The organism is Solitalea agri (assembly GCF_023914155.1).
Lineage (GTDB): Bacteria > Bacteroidota > Bacteroidia > Sphingobacteriales > Sphingobacteriaceae > Solitalea > Solitalea agri.
The window spans coordinates 46,636-67,980 of sequence record NZ_JAMWYS010000009.1; the positions used below are offsets into that span (position 1 = coordinate 46,636).

The 21,345-nt window shown below is 37.1% G+C and carries 17 protein-coding genes; 11 read left to right on the forward strand and 6 right to left on the reverse strand.

Annotated elements, in window-relative coordinates; all coding sequences use genetic code 11:
• Positions 1-24: 24 nt before the first annotated feature.
• From glgP to NF867_RS02660, 4 genes are all read right to left on the reverse strand, one after another.
• Entirely contained in the window at positions 25-1,680 is a 1,656-nt protein-coding gene (gene glgP, locus NF867_RS02645; RefSeq protein ID WP_252585996.1) for an alpha-glucan family phosphorylase, read from the reverse strand.
• Between the two features lie 98 nt (positions 1,681-1,778).
• Entirely contained in the window at positions 1,779-2,675 is an 897-nt protein-coding gene (locus NF867_RS02650; RefSeq protein ID WP_252585997.1) for a flavin reductase family protein, read from the reverse strand.
• 36 nt (positions 2,676-2,711) lie between these two features.
• A complete protein-coding gene (locus NF867_RS02655) occupies positions 2,712-3,122 on the reverse strand; it encodes a four helix bundle protein (RefSeq protein WP_341870026.1) in 411 nt (136 codons plus the stop codon).
• Between the two features lie 77 nt (positions 3,123-3,199).
• Entirely contained in the window at positions 3,200-4,198 is a 999-nt protein-coding gene (locus tag NF867_RS02660) for a fumarylacetoacetate hydrolase family protein (RefSeq protein ID WP_252585998.1), read from the reverse strand.
• Positions 4,199-4,513: 315 nt separating this feature from the next.
• On the opposite strand from NF867_RS02660, the gene NF867_RS02665 reads away from it, so the two are divergent.
• Positions 4,514-5,680 (forward strand): homogentisate 1,2-dioxygenase, encoded by a 1,167-nt coding sequence (locus tag NF867_RS02665; RefSeq protein ID WP_252585999.1) that lies wholly within the window; start codon positions 4,514-4,516, stop codon positions 5,678-5,680.
• Positions 5,681-5,884: 204 nt separating this feature from the next.
• On the forward strand, positions 5,885-7,036 hold the full coding sequence (hppD, locus tag NF867_RS02670) for a 4-hydroxyphenylpyruvate dioxygenase (RefSeq protein WP_252586000.1): 1,152 nt from the start codon (positions 5,885-5,887) through the stop codon (positions 7,034-7,036).
• Positions 7,037-7,170: 134 nt separating this feature from the next.
• Here the strand turns inward: hppD and NF867_RS02675 are convergent, their stop codons facing one another.
• A complete protein-coding gene (locus tag NF867_RS02675; RefSeq protein ID WP_252586001.1) occupies positions 7,171-8,091 on the reverse strand; it encodes a hypothetical protein in 921 nt (306 codons plus the stop codon).
• Between the two features lie 438 nt (positions 8,092-8,529).
• Here NF867_RS02675 and NF867_RS02680 point away from each other — a divergent pair, with 438 nt between their 5' ends.
• The 3 genes from NF867_RS02680 to NF867_RS02690 all read left to right on the forward strand — a co-directional run bounded on the left by NF867_RS02680 (position 8,530) and on the right by NF867_RS02690 (position 12,042).
• Positions 8,530-9,174: a trimeric intracellular cation channel family protein gene (locus NF867_RS02680; protein WP_252586002.1), complete on the forward strand. Its 645-nt coding sequence runs from the start codon at positions 8,530-8,532 to the stop codon at positions 9,172-9,174.
• A 180-nt stretch (positions 9,175-9,354) separates the two neighbouring features.
• Entirely contained in the window at positions 9,355-10,035 is a 681-nt protein-coding gene (locus tag NF867_RS02685; RefSeq protein WP_252586003.1) for a GntR family transcriptional regulator, read from the forward strand.
• A 210-nt stretch (positions 10,036-10,245) separates the two neighbouring features.
• Complete coding sequence (locus NF867_RS02690) at positions 10,246-12,042, forward strand: BamA/TamA family outer membrane protein (RefSeq protein WP_252586004.1); 1,797 nt, start codon at positions 10,246-10,248, stop codon at positions 12,040-12,042.
• A gap of 9 nt (positions 12,043-12,051) precedes the next feature.
• Here the strand turns inward: NF867_RS02690 and NF867_RS02695 are convergent, their stop codons facing one another.
• Positions 12,052-14,316 (reverse strand): patatin-like phospholipase family protein, encoded by a 2,265-nt coding sequence (locus NF867_RS02695; RefSeq protein ID WP_252586005.1) that lies wholly within the window; start codon positions 14,314-14,316, stop codon positions 12,052-12,054.
• 310 nt (positions 14,317-14,626) lie between these two features.
• On the opposite strand from NF867_RS02695, the gene purN reads away from it, so the two are divergent.
• From purN to mrdA, 6 genes are all read left to right on the forward strand, one after another.
• The gene (purN, locus tag NF867_RS02700; RefSeq protein ID WP_252586006.1) at positions 14,627-15,202 is read left to right on the forward strand and encodes a phosphoribosylglycinamide formyltransferase; all 576 of its coding nucleotides are present in this window, start codon (positions 14,627-14,629) and stop codon (positions 15,200-15,202) included.
• Positions 15,203-15,265: 63 nt separating this feature from the next.
• On the forward strand, positions 15,266-16,792 hold the full coding sequence (gene purH / locus NF867_RS02705; protein ID WP_252586007.1) for a bifunctional phosphoribosylaminoimidazolecarboxamide formyltransferase/IMP cyclohydrolase: 1,527 nt from the start codon (positions 15,266-15,268) through the stop codon (positions 16,790-16,792).
• A gap of 96 nt (positions 16,793-16,888) precedes the next feature.
• Positions 16,889-17,911, forward strand: coding sequence for a rod shape-determining protein (locus tag NF867_RS02710; RefSeq protein ID WP_252586008.1), 1,023 nt, complete (start codon positions 16,889-16,891; stop codon positions 17,909-17,911).
• A gap of 109 nt (positions 17,912-18,020) precedes the next feature.
• Entirely contained in the window at positions 18,021-18,863 is an 843-nt protein-coding gene (gene mreC, locus NF867_RS02715) for a rod shape-determining protein MreC (protein ID WP_252586009.1), read from the forward strand.
• Positions 18,856-19,365, forward strand: coding sequence for a rod shape-determining protein MreD (locus NF867_RS02720; RefSeq protein ID WP_252586010.1), 510 nt, complete (start codon positions 18,856-18,858; stop codon positions 19,363-19,365). The genes mreC and NF867_RS02720 overlap by 8 nt, the downstream gene beginning before the upstream one ends.
• The gene (mrdA, locus tag NF867_RS02725) at positions 19,365-21,338 is read left to right on the forward strand and encodes a penicillin-binding protein 2 (RefSeq protein ID WP_252586011.1); all 1,974 of its coding nucleotides are present in this window, start codon (positions 19,365-19,367) and stop codon (positions 21,336-21,338) included. Before NF867_RS02720 ends, mrdA begins: the two co-directional genes overlap by 1 nt.
• Positions 21,339-21,345: the final 7 nt, after the last annotated feature.

Here is a 21,345-nt window from a genome sequence, read left to right on the forward strand (position 1 = left end):
TCTTTGATCTTAACGGTTCCCTTCCTAAGCATTATACAACTTTTCATAATATTCCTCTGCCATTCGGTTCGACTCGAAATATGGCAACACATCCAGCATACTTCGTTTCATCATGGCTAACCATTCGGCAGGCCTTTCGTAATACATCGGAATAATTTTATTTTCGAGGATATCATAGAGATTATTCAAATCTTGCGCATCCTGATCAGAAGTAGACTTTGATTGATCAGCTAAAGGAATGAGAAATGAGTTCTTATCATTCGCATACTCTGGAATCCATCCATCTTGCGTAGAAAAGTTAATAGCTCCATTCATGCACGCCGTCATTCCTGATGTTCCAGAAGCTTCTCTTGGCACTCGTGGGTTGTTTAACCAAATATCTGCGCCATACTTTAGCTTTTTCGAAAGCTTCAATTCATAGCCCACCAATACTGAAATATTTGGATACACCTTTGATAAATGAACTAAACTATTAAACGTCGATATGGCGCCATAATCCATTGGATAAGGTTTTCCCGCCCAAATAATCTGAACCGGATATTTTTTATTGGTAATAATCCTTTCAAATCGTTCCTTATTTTGCGTGATCAATTCAGCCCGTTTATAGCCAGCAAACCGACGTGCCCAAACCAAAGTTAGAACGTCAGTACTGAACAAATCTCCAGCCTGATCTGCCACGGTTTCGAACAAGCGCATTTTTAAGTACTTCTTGCGTATAACCAGCTTCTCATCCTTATCATTCCTTACAAAATCATACATTTCTTTATCTCCCCAATAAGTATAATTCTGGGAGTTAGTGATGGATATTATCGGGCATAAACCTTCATATTTACTCCACATGGCCTTAGCAACCTTACTATGCAACGCCGAAACGCCGTTAGCAATTTTAGCGAAACGTAAGGCTACTTGTGAATAATCGAAAATATCATTGTGCATCCCTGTAATAAAGCGAACCTCATCGAAGTTAGTTCCGCAGAAATAACCCATTTTGTTAAGCAAATAAATATCGTGTTTTTCATTACCGGCTTCTTCAGGCGTGTGCGTAGTAAACACCAGGCGTTTCCTGACTTCTTCCAGCTTCTTAAATTTTTGGTAGAGATAAAAGCTGGCTGCCAATCCATGAGCTTCATTTAAATGATAAATATCCGGCTCGTAGCCTAACTCATCCAAGAGCTTTGCCCCTCCTACCCCCAACAAAATAAACTGAGCCACCTTTGCAGCTAAATCAGCATCGTACAAATGAAAAGACATAGAGCGCGCCAGGTAATCATTTTCAGGGAGATCGGTGGTTAGAAAAAACATCGGCACCGAATTAAACAGTTGCGGCGGAAGATACTTTGCAGTTACCCAAACAGGATGTCCATTAACATCAATAGTATATTTTATTCCTGTATCCTGCAGATATGAATAGATCTTCTCCTGAAACAGCACGTTCATTGATTGATCTTGCTGCCGGATCTGATCATAATAGCCATATTTCCATAAGATACCGATACCTATCAGGTTTTGCTTTAGCTCAAATGCACTGCGCATGTGTGAACCCGCCAGAAAGCCCAAACCTCCAGAGTATACTTTCAGACTTTGGTCAATGGCAAACTCCATACTGAAGTAAGCAACCCGTTTAGAGAATTTAGGATCACAAGAGTAAGGATGGCTGAATTGGGTTTCAAATAGAGACATAGAGGAGCGATGATTTAGTTTCCTCTTAAGTTCCGAAAGAAATGGAGCAAATGCAAATCGAGTCTATTCGCCAAATTGGCTCATAGACTCGTAATATGTTAATTAAGTGCTAATAACACTTTCCAAGCTTCCTGAACATTTCCACTATCGAGGAGTTCTTTGGCTTTAGCATGAAGATGAACTTCGAGTGTATTTTTATCACCAATAAATGAATCGAAAATATCTTTTATTTCAGGCTTAAGTCGCATCGTGTCAATCTCTTCTTCAGTTGGTAAATGTTCAACATTGCCCAATTGACCAAGGTTATTACCTGTTAAAACAGTGCTATTGCGAATAGACGAAGGAATTTGATCAACACCTATTCCAAGTGTCGTTAGGGGTTTAGCAACATGAAACAATGATTCAGGCGTTACACGGCAATACCAATCGCCGCCCAAACGCGCTACATGATCCACCTTTCGTTGATCAATGCCTGAGCCATCCTCTTTCATAATGTGTTCGCTGATGTGCATTTTCACTACCTCAGCCAGCACTAAATTACCGGCGCCTCCCTCGGTTCCTAATGCAATCACTTCACGTACAACACACTCTAATTGAACCGGTGATTCGGCTACCCGCATTGGCTTAATCAAATCGGACTTAAGCATGGTAAATCCTGCCTTTTCAAACTCATTAACACCCTTTCCATATTCGGTACTGGCTAATGAAGTTTGCTGAACCATATCATAGCTTACAATATTGATAACCACCTCTGGCACTTGCTTTACATTCTCTAAAGTGTGCTTGGTAGTATTGTCCCTCACCCTGCGAGCCGGAGAAAAAACACAAATTGGTGGATTGGAACTAAATAAGTTAAAAAAACTAAATGGACTTAAATTATGATTCCCTTCTGAATCAACGGTTGCCGCAAAACAAATTGGACGAGGGGCAATTGCATGCTGCAAATAGTTTTGAACTTCAGCAGGTTTTAGGGATTTTATATCAAGAGAAAGCATGGAATGAATTTCGTGTTTCGTGTTTCGAATTGCGCGTTATAATTTTTTATTTATTGCTTTATGTTTAGATTCGAAATTAACAAGATACTTCATGCAACTGCCGATCTGTTTACCAAGCTTTATTGAGTGTAAATACATTTCATTATAAAAATCTTCTGAAATCATATTTGTTCTTCTCAATAATATAATTTGATTTCTAAACTCACCTGTTGATCCCTTAGCAAATCTTAAAAACCGAATAAAATCTTTGTTATTACCGTATTCAAACCCTTCAGCAATATTATTTGAAATAGAGGCTGCAGATCTTCTAATTTGATCTTTCATACCAAAATCACTTTTTAATGGAGGCTGCTCCGAAATCAGGTAAATTTGTTCAGCAATTACTATAGCATCACGCCAAATTTCTAAATCTTCAAAATTATTAAATGTTCCCAGAGGTATTTTTATCTATTACGTGTTACAAGTTACAGATTAGATACATTTATTTAACGCGTAACCCGCAACCATTAATCCGTAATAAATAATTATACTTTCTTATTCTTTAAAAGCGAGAACTCCGTTTCAACGGCTTTAATAGTATTACTTAACACACCAAGTCCAGTAATTTCCATTTCTACCACATCTCCATCTTGTAACCACTGCTCTTTATAATTTCCGTCATTTAATTTTCCGGTACCGTTTAGTTCTAAGAAACAACCTGTTCCAACAGTTCCAGAACCAATCACATCACCTGGCAAAATATCAGCTCCGTAAGCACAACGCTCAATAATTTCGGCAAAGGTCCAATCCATGTCTGCTACCGATCCGTCCGAAACTTGCTGACCATTTACCCAGCATTTCATTTTCAGATCATAACTATTACCCACATGGCCTTCCTTCGCAGGAACTTTAAACTGCTCTAATTCATCAGGAGTCACTAACCATGGGCCTATTACGGTAGAAAAATCCTTTCCTTTTGCCGGACCAAGATTTAGCAACATTTCTTCCATCTGCAAAGTACGGGCGCTCATATCGTTCATGATCATATAGCCGGCAATGTATTCATCGGCTTCAGCAGCTTTAATATTACGGCCTTTTTTACCAATAACTACTGCTACTTCCAGTTCAAAATCCAGCTTAACAAAGTGATCCGGCATACATTCAATTTCACCAGGACCCTGAACAGCATTATGGTTTGTAAAGTAGAAAATAGGATATTGATCAAACTCCGGAATCATTGGAACACCACGATTACGACGTGCTGCAGCTACGTGCTGACGGAAAGCATACCCGTCACGGCATGAAGTTGGGTTAGGTACTGGTGCTAACAGTTCGAAGAAAATCTCTTCTTTTGCATCCAGTTTACCATCCTTTATATCGGCATCTATTTGTTTTGCACGATCCATCAGCTCATCTCCACCTTGTAGGAAAGCGATGATATTATCAGGAATGGCTTTATTTAATGAATGTAGATTAAAAATATGACCATTGATAAACACTCCAAGGTGTTCCTGGCCTTCGGTTTTATAACTAACTAACTTCATTGCTTAGGTTTTTTTAGGTCGTCAAAGCTATACATTTTTAGCTGAACTCTCCTATTGACATTTTAATCAGAATAATTTCTATCTTAGCCCTTTCCAATTTAAGTAGAAAATGATTTTAAACGCAATACAACATACATCCTTTTCGGACAACGGCAGTATAGCCGCGTTGTTCCGCAAGGAGTTGATTGCTAAAATCGTTTTCGCCCAATATTCCCTCTAAACAATCCCCTGATTTCTTTGTAAATTAGATTCAACAACAACTTACTGATTATCAATAACCCTATTTATTTAACCTAGTTAAATTCTTGTTTCCATATGCCTATTTATCATAATTTGGGCACAATTCCAGCAAAACGCCACACGGTTTTCCGTAAACCTGATGGTAAACTGTATGCTGAAGAATTGGTATCAACAGAAGGATTTTCTAATCTTTACTCGTTGGTATATCATTGCCATCCACCAACAATAGTAAAAGCAACCGATGAACCTTACTCTGTTGAACCTACAATAGCTCGTAAAAAACATTTACGTCATACCAGCTTAAAAGGCTTCAAAATTCAACCTGAGGATGATTTCATGAAAAGTCGTAAGCCGGTTTTGGTTAATGACGATCTGCATATTTCATTAGCTGCGCCACGTAAATCAATGACTGATTATTTTTACAAGAACAGTCAGGCTGATGAAATGATCTTTGTCCATGTGGGCTCTGGAACTTTAAAAACCGGATACGGTAAAATTCCTTTTGAATACGGTGATTATTTAATCATTCCTCGCGGAACGATTTATCAATTGGAGTTTAATGATGAAAACAATCGATTATTTATTGTTGAATCATTCAGTCCTATTCGCACACCCAAACGTTATCGTAACGAGTTTGGCCAGCTACTGGAGCACTCTCCTTTCTGTGAACGTGATATTCGTCGCCCGCAGGATTTGGAAACCTTTGATGAATACGGCGACTTTAAGGTTTTGATCAAAAAGCAAGGATTAATCTATCCTTACGTTTATGGAACGCATCCTTTCGATTTTGTTGGCTGGGATGGCTATCATTACCCATATGCATTCTCGATTCACAACTTCGAGCCGATAACTGGTCGCGTTCACCAACCACCTCCGGTTCACCAAACTTTTGAAGCACATAATTTCGTGGTTTGTTCATTCTGTCCACGTAAATACGATTATCACCCAGAAGCAATTCCGGCACCTTATAACCACAGTAATGTTGATTCTGACGAAGTATTATACTACGTAGATGGTGATTTCATGAGCCGTAAAAGCGTTGAAAAGGGGCAAATCACATTACACCCGGGAGGTATTCCGCATGGACCACATCCTGGAACAGTTGAAAAAAGTATTGGTAAAGAATACACCCAAGAGTTGGCTGTAATGATTGATCCGTTCCGACCGCTAATGGTTACTGATGAAGCGATAGCTATTGAAGACCCGGATTACTTTAAATCATGGCAGGAAAATATTGAATAGATAATTAACTAACTAAACGGTTATGAAACTTTGTTAAACATTCATAATCCGTAATATGATATCTAGAAATTAAATTAGAAATGCAGGTACTAGCCGTTTTAAGTGAACATTTAGCTATGTGGTAACAGTGGCTGAGACATCCGTTTTGAAAAACAAGTGAAAGGGTAACCATTAATCTAATTATCGACTTAAAATTTAAAAACCATGGCAACCGCTGAAGTAGTAAATAAATTAAAAGAATTACATAAGGATCATAATCCTTCAAACGACTTTTTACCATTATTAGGAACTGATCACGTTGAGTTTTACGTAGGTAACGCAAAACAAGCTGCGTACTTTTATCAGATAGCCTTTGGTTACAAACTGGTAGCTTATGCAGGTCCTGAAACCGGTGTTCGTGATAGAGCTTCATACGTTTTACAACAAGAAAAAATCCGTTTGGTATTAACCACTTCGTTTGATCCTAACAGCTATATTTCAGAACATGTGCGTGTACATGGCGATGGCGTTAAAGTATTAGCCTTATGGGTTGATGATGCTGAAAAGTCATTCCAGGAGACTGTTAAACGTGGTGCTGAACCTGAATTTGAAACCAAAACATTAACTGACGAATTCGGTGAAGTAAAAATGTCGGCCATCAAAACCTATGGCGAAACCATTCACACTTTTGTTGAGCGCAAAAACTATAATGGTGCATTTTTACCTGGATTCGTAGCCGTTCAAAACCCTTCAGTTAAATCAACTCCGGTAGGATTAAAATACATTGACCACTGCGTTGGTAACGTAGGATGGGGTGAAATGAACAAATGGGTTAACTTCTACGAAGAGGTTTTAGGCTTTAAATTATTGATCACCTTTGATGATCATGATATCTCAACAGAGTATACTTCGTTAATGTCGAAAGTGGTTTCTAATGGTTCAGGATTCGTTAAATTCCCAATTAATGAGCCTGCAGAAGGTAAAAAGAAATCACAAATTGAAGAATACATCGATTATTACCATGGCGCAGGTGTTCAGCATTTAGCTTTGGCTACTGATGACATTATCCATACAGTTACTGAATTACGCAATCGTGGGGTTGAATTCTTAGTAGTTCCTGATACCTATTACGATAGTTTATTTGAGCGTGTAGGACATATTGACGAAGATATTCAAGCAATCAAAAACCTTAATATTTTAGTTGACCGTGATGAAGAAGGTTATTTGTTGCAAATCTTTACTAAACCGGTAGAAGATCGTCCAACTGTATTCTACGAAATCATCCAACGTAAAGGAGCAACTTCTTTTGGTAAAGGAAACTTTAAAGCCTTATTTGAAGCTATTGAGCTGGAACAAGGTAAAAGAGGTAACTTATAATTACGAACCTTTTATAATTTGTTTAGATAAACTTGGGCCGGATCATCCGGCCTTTGTTATTTATAAGACAATAAAAAAGCGGACTTTGCTCATAAGTCCGCTCCATTAATCGCTATAAAAACTCTAACACTGAATTACTTTTGAACTAAAACCGCTTGCTGGATATTTTTATCTAAAACAACTTCCTTGTTTATTCCATCTTTGGTTCTATAAATATGTTCACCATCCGAAAACAAGAACCATTGATCATAAAAACTAAACCAGGTAAATGTTTTATCAAGAATATTATTGAACATTATATTTTTGACACGAACCTTAGCATCGTACATTAATATACTTCCACCAATCTTTCCCTTTTCATGCTTAAAGTACAGCATCTTATTGCTGTCGATCCAAACCAGTGAATTATATTTTTCAGGTGAACCGAAATACTCATCATTTCTTCTTAAAGCCTTATCTACAATATTTAAATTCCTGGTAACCAAATCATAGACACACAAACGATATTCGCATAAAGATTGATCGTCATAGTTAAAGGTGTGAATAAACGATAGCGTATTTCCATCATTTGAGACACTTAAATTGGTAAAATTTAAGCCATCCGGAATCTGAACTTGATCTTTCTTACCATTAGCAAGACTTATTCGATACATTTTTTGGCCCGAAGAGTAACGATTCCCTGGATTAGCATCCGGATTATCATTAAGTGACACTGCATAAACATACTTGTCACTTACCACCAATTCTGAAACATTATAGATTTTATCGGCTAGCACAGAACTCTGCTGTCGGTCAAAATTATAACTGAAAATAGCAGCTCCATTTGTCCAGTAAATTTCACCTGTTGGAGACGAAGCCCATCGGGTTAATGCTGGATGCGCTGTGTCTTTAATAAAATCAAGCGGGCAATAGCTTCGCTGAACAGCTCCTAAACTATACTTGCCAAATACTTCAAAATTTCCAGAACTGGCTGTATAATTTTCTTTAAATAAAATTCGTTGACCATACACCGACTGTTGTATGAGCAAAAGCGTCAAAATTAGATAACGTTTCATAGATCCCTTGATTAGAAAGCAATAAATATTTAGTTATTTATCTCTTAACGATTAGGGCTGCAGTTGATTGATTGTTGCAATAGATGTAAAAAAATTCCCCGTTTTTTTTTATAACAACCCGAATCTGTGGAACTAAATCCACAAACCATGCCCAACTGGATAAATATAACTTTCGATCTTATCAATAACCCGTATTTTAGTTATCCAAACATCTATATATCGCGTTAAATAGCAGATAATTAACTATTTAAAAAAAATAATCAACTTAATTATTCCAATAAATAATAAAAAAAAACTATTGGTTTTATATTTAAAGTATATGTATACAATAATGGTCAATCTGTAGGAATATTCATACTGAAAGAATATGATTTGACATTTATTATATGTAATATTCGCAGAAGTGGCTAGAAAACACATTAACAACAATCTCACACAATGGACGAAGTAAAGCTTCAGGGGCATTATCAGCTTCCTATATTATTTGATCTTTTAGCAACTTTTCTTTTTGCATTTTCAGGTTCTGTGAAAGCAATTGAGAAAAACTATGATTTCATTGGCGTTTTTGTTTTGGCTATGGTTACCAGTACCGGTGGATCATTGATCAGAGACATATTGCTCCAAAATGGCCCTCCTGCGGTATTACTCGATTATCGATATATTTTAATGGTTTTGCTTGCCGGACTGGCAGGTATTTACTTTTATAACCTTAACAATAAAATGGAAAGCACCATTAAAACAGTTGATGCTATTTCACTTGGAATGTATGCTGTTTTTGGCACTCAAAAAGCCATTGCCTTAGAACTGGGCATTTTCGCAGCATTTATAATTGGATTCATTAATGCCATTGGAGGTGGGTTGATCAGAGATGTTCTTACGAAAGAAGAATCGAAATTATTCAAACCAGGACATTTGTATTCTGTAGCCTCAATTGCGGCAATTATCACCTTTTTAATTTTAGGAGCTGGATTTAAACTTAATGCTCAAATAGCGGCCCTATTTGCCATTGGAGTATCATTTATTCTGAGGTTTTCAGCTTTAAAATTCAATTGGATGACGAAAGCGATTAAGAAACGAATGTAAAAAAACAATTACAGAAACCTTTTACAGTCAATTTATCCCAACGAAACTCACTCCATATTAATTTATTGGTTAACTTTCCTTCATTCATCTATTGAAAAGTAGAATGCATCTAAGCGTTAGTTTTAATTAATAAAGTTAAATCCGTTGATTTAATTAATCAATTGCCCTTGTTATTGAAAAATGAAGGAGCGTACAAAAAAGATTTCAGCTAAAACTCTTTCTATGAAGGTAGCTGATAAAATAAGAAATGAGATAATTTTCGGCAACTACAAAGAAGGAGAGCGTATAATTGAACAAAATCTTTCGGAAGAATATGGCGTTAGCCGTATTCCGATTAGAGAAGCCATTCGGTTATTGGAGTCAGAAGGTTTTTTAGAAATCTCACCTTATAAAGGATCCATTGTCCGGGAAATTACTCCTCAATCTTTTAAAGAAACCTATATAATGCGAATAAGCATTGTGCCTACATTGCTGGAGTATGCATTGCCTAATTACAATTCCTCAACGATTAAACAAGCTGAAGAGTTAATTGATAAAACAATTAATAACCTTTCTAATACTTCGTTTTTGCATTTTGTTGTTAAAATACAAGATATAATGTATGGTCCTTGTAAAATGCCTTATCTCTTACACATTGCCGAATTGGTATTAAAACGCCATTTAATGGTTTTGAATATTTATTTCAATAGTCTTCCCCATAATAATTCTACACTTGATGGCTACCGTAATTTTTTTGAGATCTGTAAAACAAAGCAATATGACAAAGCCATTGATTACTGGACAGAAACAGTTAAAAATCAATACCAACTCATTAATACCGAGTTTACCAGGTGGTATAACTCCAAAGGAAATCCCTTTTAATTCCCATTAGTAAATCTGCAACAACTTCTAGTTAAACATTTTTATTAGAGACACAATTTCTGTGAGATATGTGCGTAATAACATATATTGTGGATTATTTGATGGACAATGCTTTTTATGGAATGCCAGTTTGCTTTTTATTTAATGGAGATAAAAAAGTTTAAAGGTATTGTCTGTGGAATTTTCTTTTGTTTTTTGGTCTGCCTATCAGTGTCTTCATCTGCAAAGTTATTTCAAGTTCCACCTGATTCTGCAGCAAAAAAAAAGTCGTTTACCATCGACTCTATATGGCGGAAACTATATATCGATTCTTTAACACACCGATTTATTAGCAGGAACAAAAAATCAGAAGCTAATCTACAGTTGCAGAGTATTAAAGAATATGTAAAATATGAAGGCAAGGTCATCAAATCAATTGATCTGGTTCAGGCACGTATCTTTAACTTTTCACCACCCATAAGCCCCAATGAACCTCCTTCGCTTAAACAAAGGCTTAGCGAATGGCACACCAGCACCCGATCGTCAGTAATTAAACAATCATTATTCTTTAAAGAAAATGAAAAGCTAAGCTCATACATCCTTGCCGATAACGCAAGATACTTGCGTAGTTTACCCTTTTTACATGATGCAAGAATATATATAGCTCCCTGTGGCACCAATAATGATTCGGTTGAAGTTACTATCCTTACTCAAGACGTATTTGCCCCGGGTATAGCCATCTATCCTGTTTCACATCTATCAGGTATTAAAACTAAATTTTACAATACCAATATAAACGGCCAGGGACAAGCCATTGATGCAGGTATTGAAATTAATAGCGGACGCTCGCCCTTGATTGGCACCTCCATTTCATATACCAAATACAACTTATTTGGAACCTTTGTGGATGTAAATACAGGCTATTCGCAACTAAATACCCAAGGAACAATTGACACCGGGGTTTACGAAGGTTCTTTCTTTATAAAACTCACTCGGCCTTTGTATTCATCATACAGTCATTTTGCCGGAGGATTGACATTTCAATACAATAAATCGCTTAACGTAGATAATGAGCCTGACTCTATTTTTCGCGCCTACCATTACAGGCTTTTTGATGTATGGACAGCCTATGCCTTCAATTTTAAGCGGTTCAACAATAGAGGAAGTGAAAACCGAAGCAGAAGAGCCATTTCGTTTCGATACTACAATCAAAAACTAATTCAACGCCCAACCCAATCTCAATTTATTGATGACCCGAATTATAATAACTGGCAATATAGCTTAGGCCAGTTCATCGCGTTTAGACAAGAGATTTACAATACCCGTTACCTCTTAGGCTTTGGTAGAATGGAAGATATTCCAACTGGTTATTATGCAACATTTGCGGTAGGTAGCGATCATCGTTTGAATAAGAACAGAATATATACAGGAGCTGAATATGAACGACAGAAATCATTAGGAAGAGGCTTTTCATCAGCATATATAGGCTTGGGAGGATTTATCGACAGCCAATTAGAAGATATTATACTTAGTTTAAAGGGTTCGTTCTATAGCAGACTTCTTATCTATAAAAAACTACGGCTTAGGCATTTGATCGAATTGGGATATATTAATTGTTATAACCCTGTTCTATATAAACCGGTAAACATAAATGATGGTTTCGGATTAACGGGTTATGAGGACAATTCGTTAAACGGTTATCAGCGTTTTAATATAAAAAGCGAATTAGTGCTTTATAATTTGTTTGAAATACTTGGATTCAGGTTCAATACTTTTACCTCATTGCAATTCTCGCAACTTGGTGACACCCATGACTTCATTTTTGGAAAACACCTTTACACAGGTATTGGAGCTGGATTTAGAGTTAGAAATGAAAGTTTAGTGTTTAATACTGTAAAATTTGGTGGCTACTATTATCCTGGAGCACCCCAAACTGCCGACAAATTTGTTTTTGAGGCCAAGGCGGTTATTGATCTTCGATTCAATGTAAGCCCTATTAAGTCTCCGTCATTTGTTTTGTACAAATAGTTTTAAGCCTTAAAAATGAAAACCTAAATTAACTGAAACACTTGCACCTCCTTTCTGATCACATCGCATTACCACTAATTCTAAAGGGCCAAAAGCTGATTTCATCCCCAAGGCCACACCATATCCGCTTAACCAGTTGCCATTGGTAAGATCATCTAAAAAAGTACCATTAAAATTATAATAACCCACATTAAATTTACCTGTTAAAAACACATTCTTATATATTTCATATTGATACCCAATCAAGCCCGTTACGATACTGGAGGTGGTAACATTGGCTTCACGCAAACCTATAAAAGTCACCTGATTTCGAAGAAAGTCAGTTGCTCCACCAATAATATATTGATTGAGAAATGCCTGCTTCTGATCGAAATTAATACCCGATTGTGCCTGCCAGATTAAGGTTGAGCGAGTTTTAATTGGCCTGAAATATGAAAAACTTAAACTACCTTTTGTATAAGGTTTAAATGTTACACCTAATGAGTCGAGATTGCCGATCTGATTACCATCCTGATCAAAATAATCCAAGGCAGGATCCTGACCATAAATTAAACCAAAACTGGCTGTAAGTTCCATTCCACGTGTAGGAAACTGTTTTCGATCAAGAGTATTTATATTACAATAGAAATAAGTATCCCAATTGTAGTTCCAACCTGAAAATTCATTTCCTTCTGAAATCTTAGGGTTTATATGGGTAATTTCATAGCTATGCCCTATGCCAATACCAAAAGAAGGTGTAATGGCATATTGGAGCCTGGCATCAATAGCACCGAAGCTATAACGATAGAGAGAGGTTTGTTTAAAATCATCATAAAGCGGTAAATCATAATTAAGATTTTTTAAACTAAAATTAAACCCCCAATTTCTGCTCTCCCCCAGGTATTTAAAATATTCAGCTCTGAATTTCAGATCGTTACCAACATTAGCGGTGAATAATGAGCGTGAGTTTTTAATCAGAAAATTTCGGGAAGTTATATTCACAATTGCTGCGATATCGCTAAAGCTGCTGTAGTGCAACCCCATCTTAATAGTTGTTTGTGGACTTTCCTTAGCGTGTAAAGTCATTTGAATTTTATTACCTTCAATCCTTTCAAAATCATACGTTATACTTTGATAGTTTCGGGTACCAAAAACACGCCTGACAGCTTCGGCTATTTGATCGGCCGTATAATACCCCCCGGTTTTCAATTCAAGTTTACCTATCACAAAACTCGGAGAAGTTACTCGCAAGCCATTTACTATAATTTTATCAATCCTGATCTTATAATTTAACAGTGCAGTATCTTTCTCAACTTTTTCAACCGGATAAAAAGGCCTCAACGAGTCGGCAAGATGTTTAAGCGCTGGATAATATTTCTTAGCGGCATCCTCGCCACGTTTCATAATCGAATCAGCATCATCAAAGGAAGCAGCACTATATCCTTCAATATTAGGTTCTATAAACAAATTACACTCCTTTATCTGTAACACAAAATCTTCAGCCTCCCGATAAGAACCTACCTGATATAAAACATCTAATGCAGAACTTAGTTTATCTTTTGATTGCAACCCCTGCCCAACATTTACTCCTATAACATAATCGGCCCCCATTTCCTTAACATTTTGTACCGGAAAATTCCGAACCACTCCCCCATCAATCAACCTCATACCTTCATATTCAACCGTGGTGAAAACAGTAGGAATTGCCATACTTGCCCTTACCGCATTAATTATATTCCCTTTATCGAGCACCACCATTTTACCGGTTGCAACATCAGTAGCAATGCATTTAAATGGAATTTTAAGCTTCGAAAAATCCTGAACGTCATGAATAGGCAGAAATAACTTAGCAAAGGTTAACCACAACTCCTGAGCCTCCAAAACTCCCGAAGAAATTTTCACTTTCCCTTTTACCAATGGCAATTCAATTGCATACCTGTCAAACTCCGATTTCTCTTCATAAACAATACTTTGCAAATTAGGTTGGTTAGTTAATAATTGATCCCAGGATGTAGCTTTAGCAATCACTTCAATTTCCTTACCCGAATATCCTGCCGCATACAAAGCACCCATTATGGCCCCCATACTGGTTCCGGTTATATAATCAATTTTTAAGCCCGCACTATCAATTGCCTTTAAAATCCCAATATGAGCAAGTCCTTTAGCACCTCCACCGCTTAACACTAAACCTACCTTTGGTCGTTGCTGCCCATAAGCAATTTGCAGGCAAACAATCATGCTGAGTAATAAAAAACCATATTTAAGAATTTGGTTAGTGTATATTGATTTGTGCATACATTGAGATTAACTATTAATCAAATGAATACCATCTAAACATAAATATTTAAATAAGGTTTATTGTTAGTTAAATTTAATTCTCAAAAAGAAACAGAACAAATACAATCACTTTATTCTATCTTTTGGGATTGAAAAACATAAAACATTTTTACCTTATTATTCGCTATTGAATTCAAAAAACCGAGCCAATTATCATTGTAGAATTTAATAAATACTTTTTTTAAAAAAAGATTTTGGTTTAACAGTGTTAGCAAAATTTGTATTATTACGCTCAAATTTTTTACTAAAAACAGAAGGATCGTAAAACGTGAAGAGAATTGCCATATTTGCCTCGGGATCAGGATCAAACGCACAGAAGATAATTGAACATTTTCAGAAGAATAAGGAAATGGAAGTGTCGATTGTTCTTTCCAATCGGCCGGATTCATATGTTCTGCAAAGGGCTGACAATTTTGAAATACCTACACACGTTTTTGACAGAGACGAGTTCTACCAAACAGACGACACCATTAAACTTCTTCAAAGTTTAAATATCGACCTTATAGTACTGGCAGGCTTTCTGTGGCTGGTTCCTGGAAATTTAATTAAAGCATTTCCAAATAAGATCATCAACATTCACCCAGCTTTGTTACCTAAGTTTGGAGGAAAAGGAATGTATGGAAATCGTGTACACAAAGCCGTATTGGAAGCAGGAGAACAGGAGTCTGGAATCACCATCCATTATGTAAACGAACATTTTGATGAGGGTGAAATCATTCATCAATCGAAGTATAAAATTGAACCAAACGACGATGTTGATATGATTGCTTACAAGGGTCAGCAACTCGAGCATCAGCATTATCCAAAAGTAATTGAAAACCTTCTGAAAAAAATATCGAAATAATTAGAAAACAGCTGATTAAAGCAGAATATTTTTTCTAATTTTGCGCCTTGATTTTTTTTAAAGATGAACCACCCTGTAAAAGTTAAAAACGCCTTAATTTCAGTTTATTACAAAGACAATTTGGAGCCGATCATTAAAGAACTTGATCGCTTGGGAGTAACTATTTTTTCAACCGGAGGAACCGAGACTTTTATTCGTGACCTTGGTGTAAATGTTACACCTGTTGAAGACATGACAAGCTACCCTTCAATTTTGGGTGGTCGTGTTAAAACGTTACATCCTAAAATCTTTGGCGGTATTTTAGCTCGCAGAGCAAATGAGTCTGATCAGCAACAACTGGCAGAATTTACCATTCCTGAAATTGACCTGGTTATTGTTGACCTTTACCCATTTGAAGAAACCCTTGCCGCTGGAGCCACAGAACAGGAAATTATTGAAAAAATTGACATTGGTGGAATCTCTTTAATTCGTGCTGCTGCCAAAAACCACAAAGACGTTATCATTGTTGCTTCTAAAAACGATTACGGATACGTTGAGCAAATTTTAAAAGAACAAGACGGTGTTTCTTCAATTGAACAACGTAAAGACCTTGCGAAGCGCGCATTTAATATCTCATCGCATTACGATACCGCAATTTTCAACTGGTTCAATAATGATGAGCCTTTACCTCTTTTCAAACAAAGCATACAAACTTCATCGGTTTTACGTTATGGAGAAAACCCTCATCAAAAAGGTGTTTTCTACGGAAACCTGGATGCAATGTTCGACAAATTAAATGGTAAAGAGCTTTCATACAACAACCTGGTTGACGTTGACGCTGCTGTTCAGTTAATTGAAGAATTTACCGAACCTACGTTTGCAATCCTGAAGCATAACAATGCTTGCGGTGTGGCAACCCGTCCGGTACTTAAAGATGCCTGGGATGCAGCATTAGCTTGTGATCCAATTTCGGCATTCGGCGGTGTTTTAATTACAAACCAAACGGTAGATGCTGCAACAGCTACCGAAATCAATAAGCTTTTCTTCGAAGTTTTAATTGCTCCTGCTTATAACGATGATGCATTGAGCATTCTTACTGAAAAGAAAAACCGCATTATTTTACGTCAAAAACCGGTAGAATTATCTACTAAACAATTCAAAACTTTATTGAATGGCGTAATTGAGCAAGATAAAGACTTATCAATGGAAGGACCGGCTCAAATGCAAACCGTAACCACTAAAGCTCCTACCGAAGCTGAATTGAAAGACCTTCATTTCGCTAATAAAATGGTAAAACATACCAAATCAAATACTATTATTTTAGTTAAGAATGATGTTTTATTGGCGAGTGGAGTTGGACAAACTTCTCGTGTAGATGCATTAAAACAAGCCATTTTAAAAGCTGAAACTTTTGGTTTCGACTTAAAAGGTGCTGTAATGGCATCTGATGCATTTTTCCCTTTCCCTGACTGTGTTGAAATTGCACACCAAGCCGGTATAACAGCTGTTGTTCAGCCAGGTGGTTCAATCAAAGACAAAGATTCAATTGAATATTGCAACAATAATAATGTTGCAATGGTATTTACGGGAGTGCGTCACTTTAAACATTAATTTCTATATTTAACAGCGAGTTAATTTAAAAATTAAGCGTATATACAACACAACAATTAAGTAAGAACTAATAATTATAACCGAGCAACAAACCGAATGGGACTGTTTAACTTTTTTACCCAGGAAATCGCAATTGATTTAGGTACAGCCAACACCCTGATCATCCACAATGATAAAGTAGTGGTAGATGAGCCTTCTATCGTGGCCCTTGACCGCAAAAGCGGCAAGATGATCGCCATTGGTCGTCAGGCAATGCAAATGGATGGTAAAACACACGAAAATATTAAAACAGTAAGACCATTAAAAGACGGTGTTATCGCCGATTTTGATGCAGCTGAACATATGATCCGTGGTTTTATTAAGATGATTAACGGTGGTAAGGGATGGTTATTCCCTTCGCTACGTATGGTCATTTGTATTCCATCGGGTATTACTGAAGTTGAAAAACGTGCTGTTCGTGACTCGGCAGAAATTGCTGGTGCAAAAGAAGTTTATTTAATTCATGAGCCTATGGCTGCCGCTATTGGTATTGGTATCGATGTGGAAGAGCCTATGGGTAATATGATTATTGATATTGGTGGTGGTACCACTGAAATTGCGGTAATTGCCCTTGGAGGTATTGTTTGTGACCAATCGATTCGTGTTGCGGGTGATAACTTCGATTCTGACATCGTTAATTACATGCGTCGTCAGCATAACATCCTTATTGGGGACCGTACTGCAGAAAAAATTAAAATCGAGGTGGGTTCAGCGTTATCTGAACTACAAGAACCTCCTTCAGACTTTGCAGTACAGGGTCGTGACTTAATGACCGGTGTACCTAAGCAAATCATGGTTTCTTATACCGAAATTGCTCATTGTTTGGATAAATCAATCTCTAAAATTGAAGAGGCTATTTTAAAAGCGTTAGAAATCACTCCACCAGAGTTATCAGCAGATATTTTCCAAACAGGAATTTATTTGACCGGTGGTGGTGCATTGCTTCGCGGTTTAGACAAACGTATTGCAGCTAAAACCAAACTACCAGTTCATGTTGCTGAAGATCCACTTCGCGCAGTTGTTCGCGGTACAGGTATTGCACTTAAAAACATTGAGAATTTTAGATTTTTAATGCCGTAATTAAAAATAGTGATCGAGTGAACGAATGACAGAATGAGTGATTAATCCAAATCCATATTCTGTCATTCGTCATTCTACTATTCACCAATAAACAACATAAACCAACCCAATGCGTAACCTTTGGCTATTCATTTTACGATTTCGCGCATTTTTCTTGTTTGTTATTTTTGAGGTTATTGCACTTGTTTTACTCATCAGGAATAACGATTACCAGAAAACAACATTCCTTAACTCTTCTAATCAATTTATTGGTGACCTTTACGAAACATCCAACGACATAAAAAGTTATGTTTTACTGGGTCGTGTAAACGATAGTCTTGTAGCCGAAAATGCCAAGCTTCGTAACATGCTTCCCAATGTTTTCTATAATGATTCGATAAAGTCGAAAACGGTGATAGATACACTGAAACAAGACTCCTTGAAAATCCAGCAGTACTCATATATTGAGGCGAAAGTTGTAAACAATACCATCAATTTCAGAAAGAATTATTTAACCATTAACCGTGGCAGCGATCATGGCATTAAACCCGGAATGGGGGTAATTTGTTCCCAGGGAGTTGTAGGTATCGTGAAAGATGTTTCTGCACATTTCAGCACTGTCATGTCGCTTTTACATAAAGACATGAGTATAAGTTCAAAACTTTTAACCAGCAATGCGATTGGCTCTGTGATTTGGGAAGGCACTAACCCGCATTATGCAACTTTAAAAGATATCCCGAACCATATACCTGTAAAAAAGAATGAAATGGTGGTTACAACCGGCTATTCTCTATTCCCTGAAGGAGTTGCACTTGGTAAAGTGTCCGATTCTCCGAAACAAACCGGAGAGAGTTTATTAAATATTGAAATTAAGCTTGCCACAGACTTTCAACGTTTACAATACGTATACGTTGTTCAAGATAAGTTTATACAAGAAAAGCAGAAACTTGAAGCCAACCTGAGCCATGATTAGATTAATTGCTGCTAACGTTTTCCGATTCATTTTCCTGGTATTATTTCAGGTATTCTTTCTTCCTAATTTATCGCTTTATAACATTGCAGTACCTTATCTGTACGTAATGTTCATCATTTTACTGCCAGTAAACATTGACGCATTCTGGGTGTTTGTTCTTTCTTTCTTATTAGGAATTTCTATTGATGCATTTTCTAATACTCTGGGCTTACACACTGCTGCATGCGTATTAATGGCCTTTTGCCGTGGTGGAATTTTATCAATTATGATACCTAAAGGAGGTGAGTTTTTGCCTGAACCAACCATCAGGAACTATGGATTCCGCTGGTTTTTCACCTATAGCGCCATTTTAGTGGTCATTCATCATGTTTTTTTGCTCAATATTGAATATTTTCGATTAAGCGAATTTTTAACCGCGACAAGCAAGGCAATTATAAGTTCGGCGTATACTTTAACGTTAATAATTATCAGTCAATATTTATTCGGTAGCAGAAGGCGATAATGAACAGTTTTTTTCAGCGGAAGTTTATCATACAGGCCATTTTCCTTTCAGCTATTTTTATACTGATCGTAAGGCTTTTCTACATTCAAATCATTGACGACCGATACCTTGACTTTGCTAATAACAACGTACAAAGGAGATTAGTTGTTTATCCCCCACGCGGAGTTATTTACGACCGTAAAAATGTTATTCTGGTACAGAATGAACCGGTATATGATTTAATGGCTGTACCTAAAAGTATAAAACCTTTTGACACAACGCTATTTTGCCAGTTGATTGACGTAGAGAAAGATAAATTTGTTGAAAAGCTTGAAAAAGCTCGCGAATATTCAGCGGTAAAAGCTTCCCTCATTGAAAAACAGCTTTCTGCAGAAACTTATGCAAGCTTACAGGAGCACTTATTTCAGTTCCCTGGTTTCTTTGTGCAAAATCGTACCCTTAGAAAATATCCTGAACCAATTGCAGCCCACGTTCTAGGTTACATTGGAGAGGTTAATGACCGTTTAATCGAACTCTCTAAAGGTGATTATCGCCAAGGCGATTATATTGGAATAAGTGGCATTGAACGTTCATACGAGAAGCTTTTGCGCGGCCAGAGAGGTATCAAACGTGTAATGGTTGATGTCTTTAACCGCGAACAAGGAAGTTTTGACAATGGTAGATTTGATACAGCCGCGGTTCCTGGTGATAAAATGATCACCTCAATCGATGCAAAGTTACAGCAATACGGCGAATCGCTAATGAAAAACAAGGTTGGAAGTATTGTAGCCATCGAGCCTTCTACCGGTGAAATATTAGCATTTGTAAGTGCTCCCAATTACGACCCTAATCTATTAGTTGGCCGTATCAGAGGTAATAATTACATGAAGCTTCTTAAAGATCCTTTAAAGCCTTTATTTATTCGCCCTATTCAGGCGCAATATCCTCCTGGTTCGGTATTCAAACCTATACAGGCTTTAATTGGTCAGCAAATGGGTTTAATAACACCTGATCAACGCTTCCCTTGCGGAGGTGGTTATAGAATCGGTTCAAGGCTAGTTAAGTGTGAGCATAATCACTCTCCGCAAAATATGGTCGAATCGATTCAAAACTCTTGTAATGCCTATTATTGCTGGGCATTTAAAACAATGATCGACAATCACCCAGGCATGAATGTGGAGCAAGCTTATACAGCATGGCGAGATGCGATTGAAAAATTTGGTATTGGAACCAAACTGGATATCGATTTACCGAACGAATTAAAAGGCCTTTTGCCGACACATAAATATTACGATAAGATTTACGGAGCTAATCACTGGAGATCATCGACGATTATTTCATTATCTATCGGACAAGGAGAGCTTGGTATTACTCCTTTACAGATGGCAAACGTGATGGCAGGAATCGGCAATCGCGGCTACTTTTATCGCCCACATTTAGTAAAGGCCATAGGTGATAAGAAATTAATCCGACCAGAATATTCACAGCGCAACTCTTTGGGTATCGATGCAAAATATTTCCCACCGGTAATTGAAGGAATGGAAAAAGTAGTTTTGGCTGGTACTGCAACATATGCGCGTATCCCCGATATTCCAATCTGTGGAAAAACCGGTACTGCCCAAAATCCTCACGGAAAAAACCACTCCGTATTTATGGGTTTTGCGCCAAAAGACAATCCTAAAATCGCAATTGCCGTATTTGTTGAAAACGCTGGTTACGGAGCAACCTGGGCTGCGCCAATTGCCAGTTTAATGATTGAGAAATACATAAGAGATTCGATCACTCGTCCGAAATATTATGAAGAACGTATAATGAATGCGAGCCTTTTACCTGGTGATGAATTTAATGCCAGTGGAAATATTAAGAAAAAGGAAGAGAAAAAAACTGATTCGAATACAACAAAAAAGGAGGAGAAAAAGCCCGTTACCACTAAGCCAACGGCTACAATTCAAAAACCTCGAGAAGAAAATACGGTTTCAACCCAAAGAAGATAGAACAGCG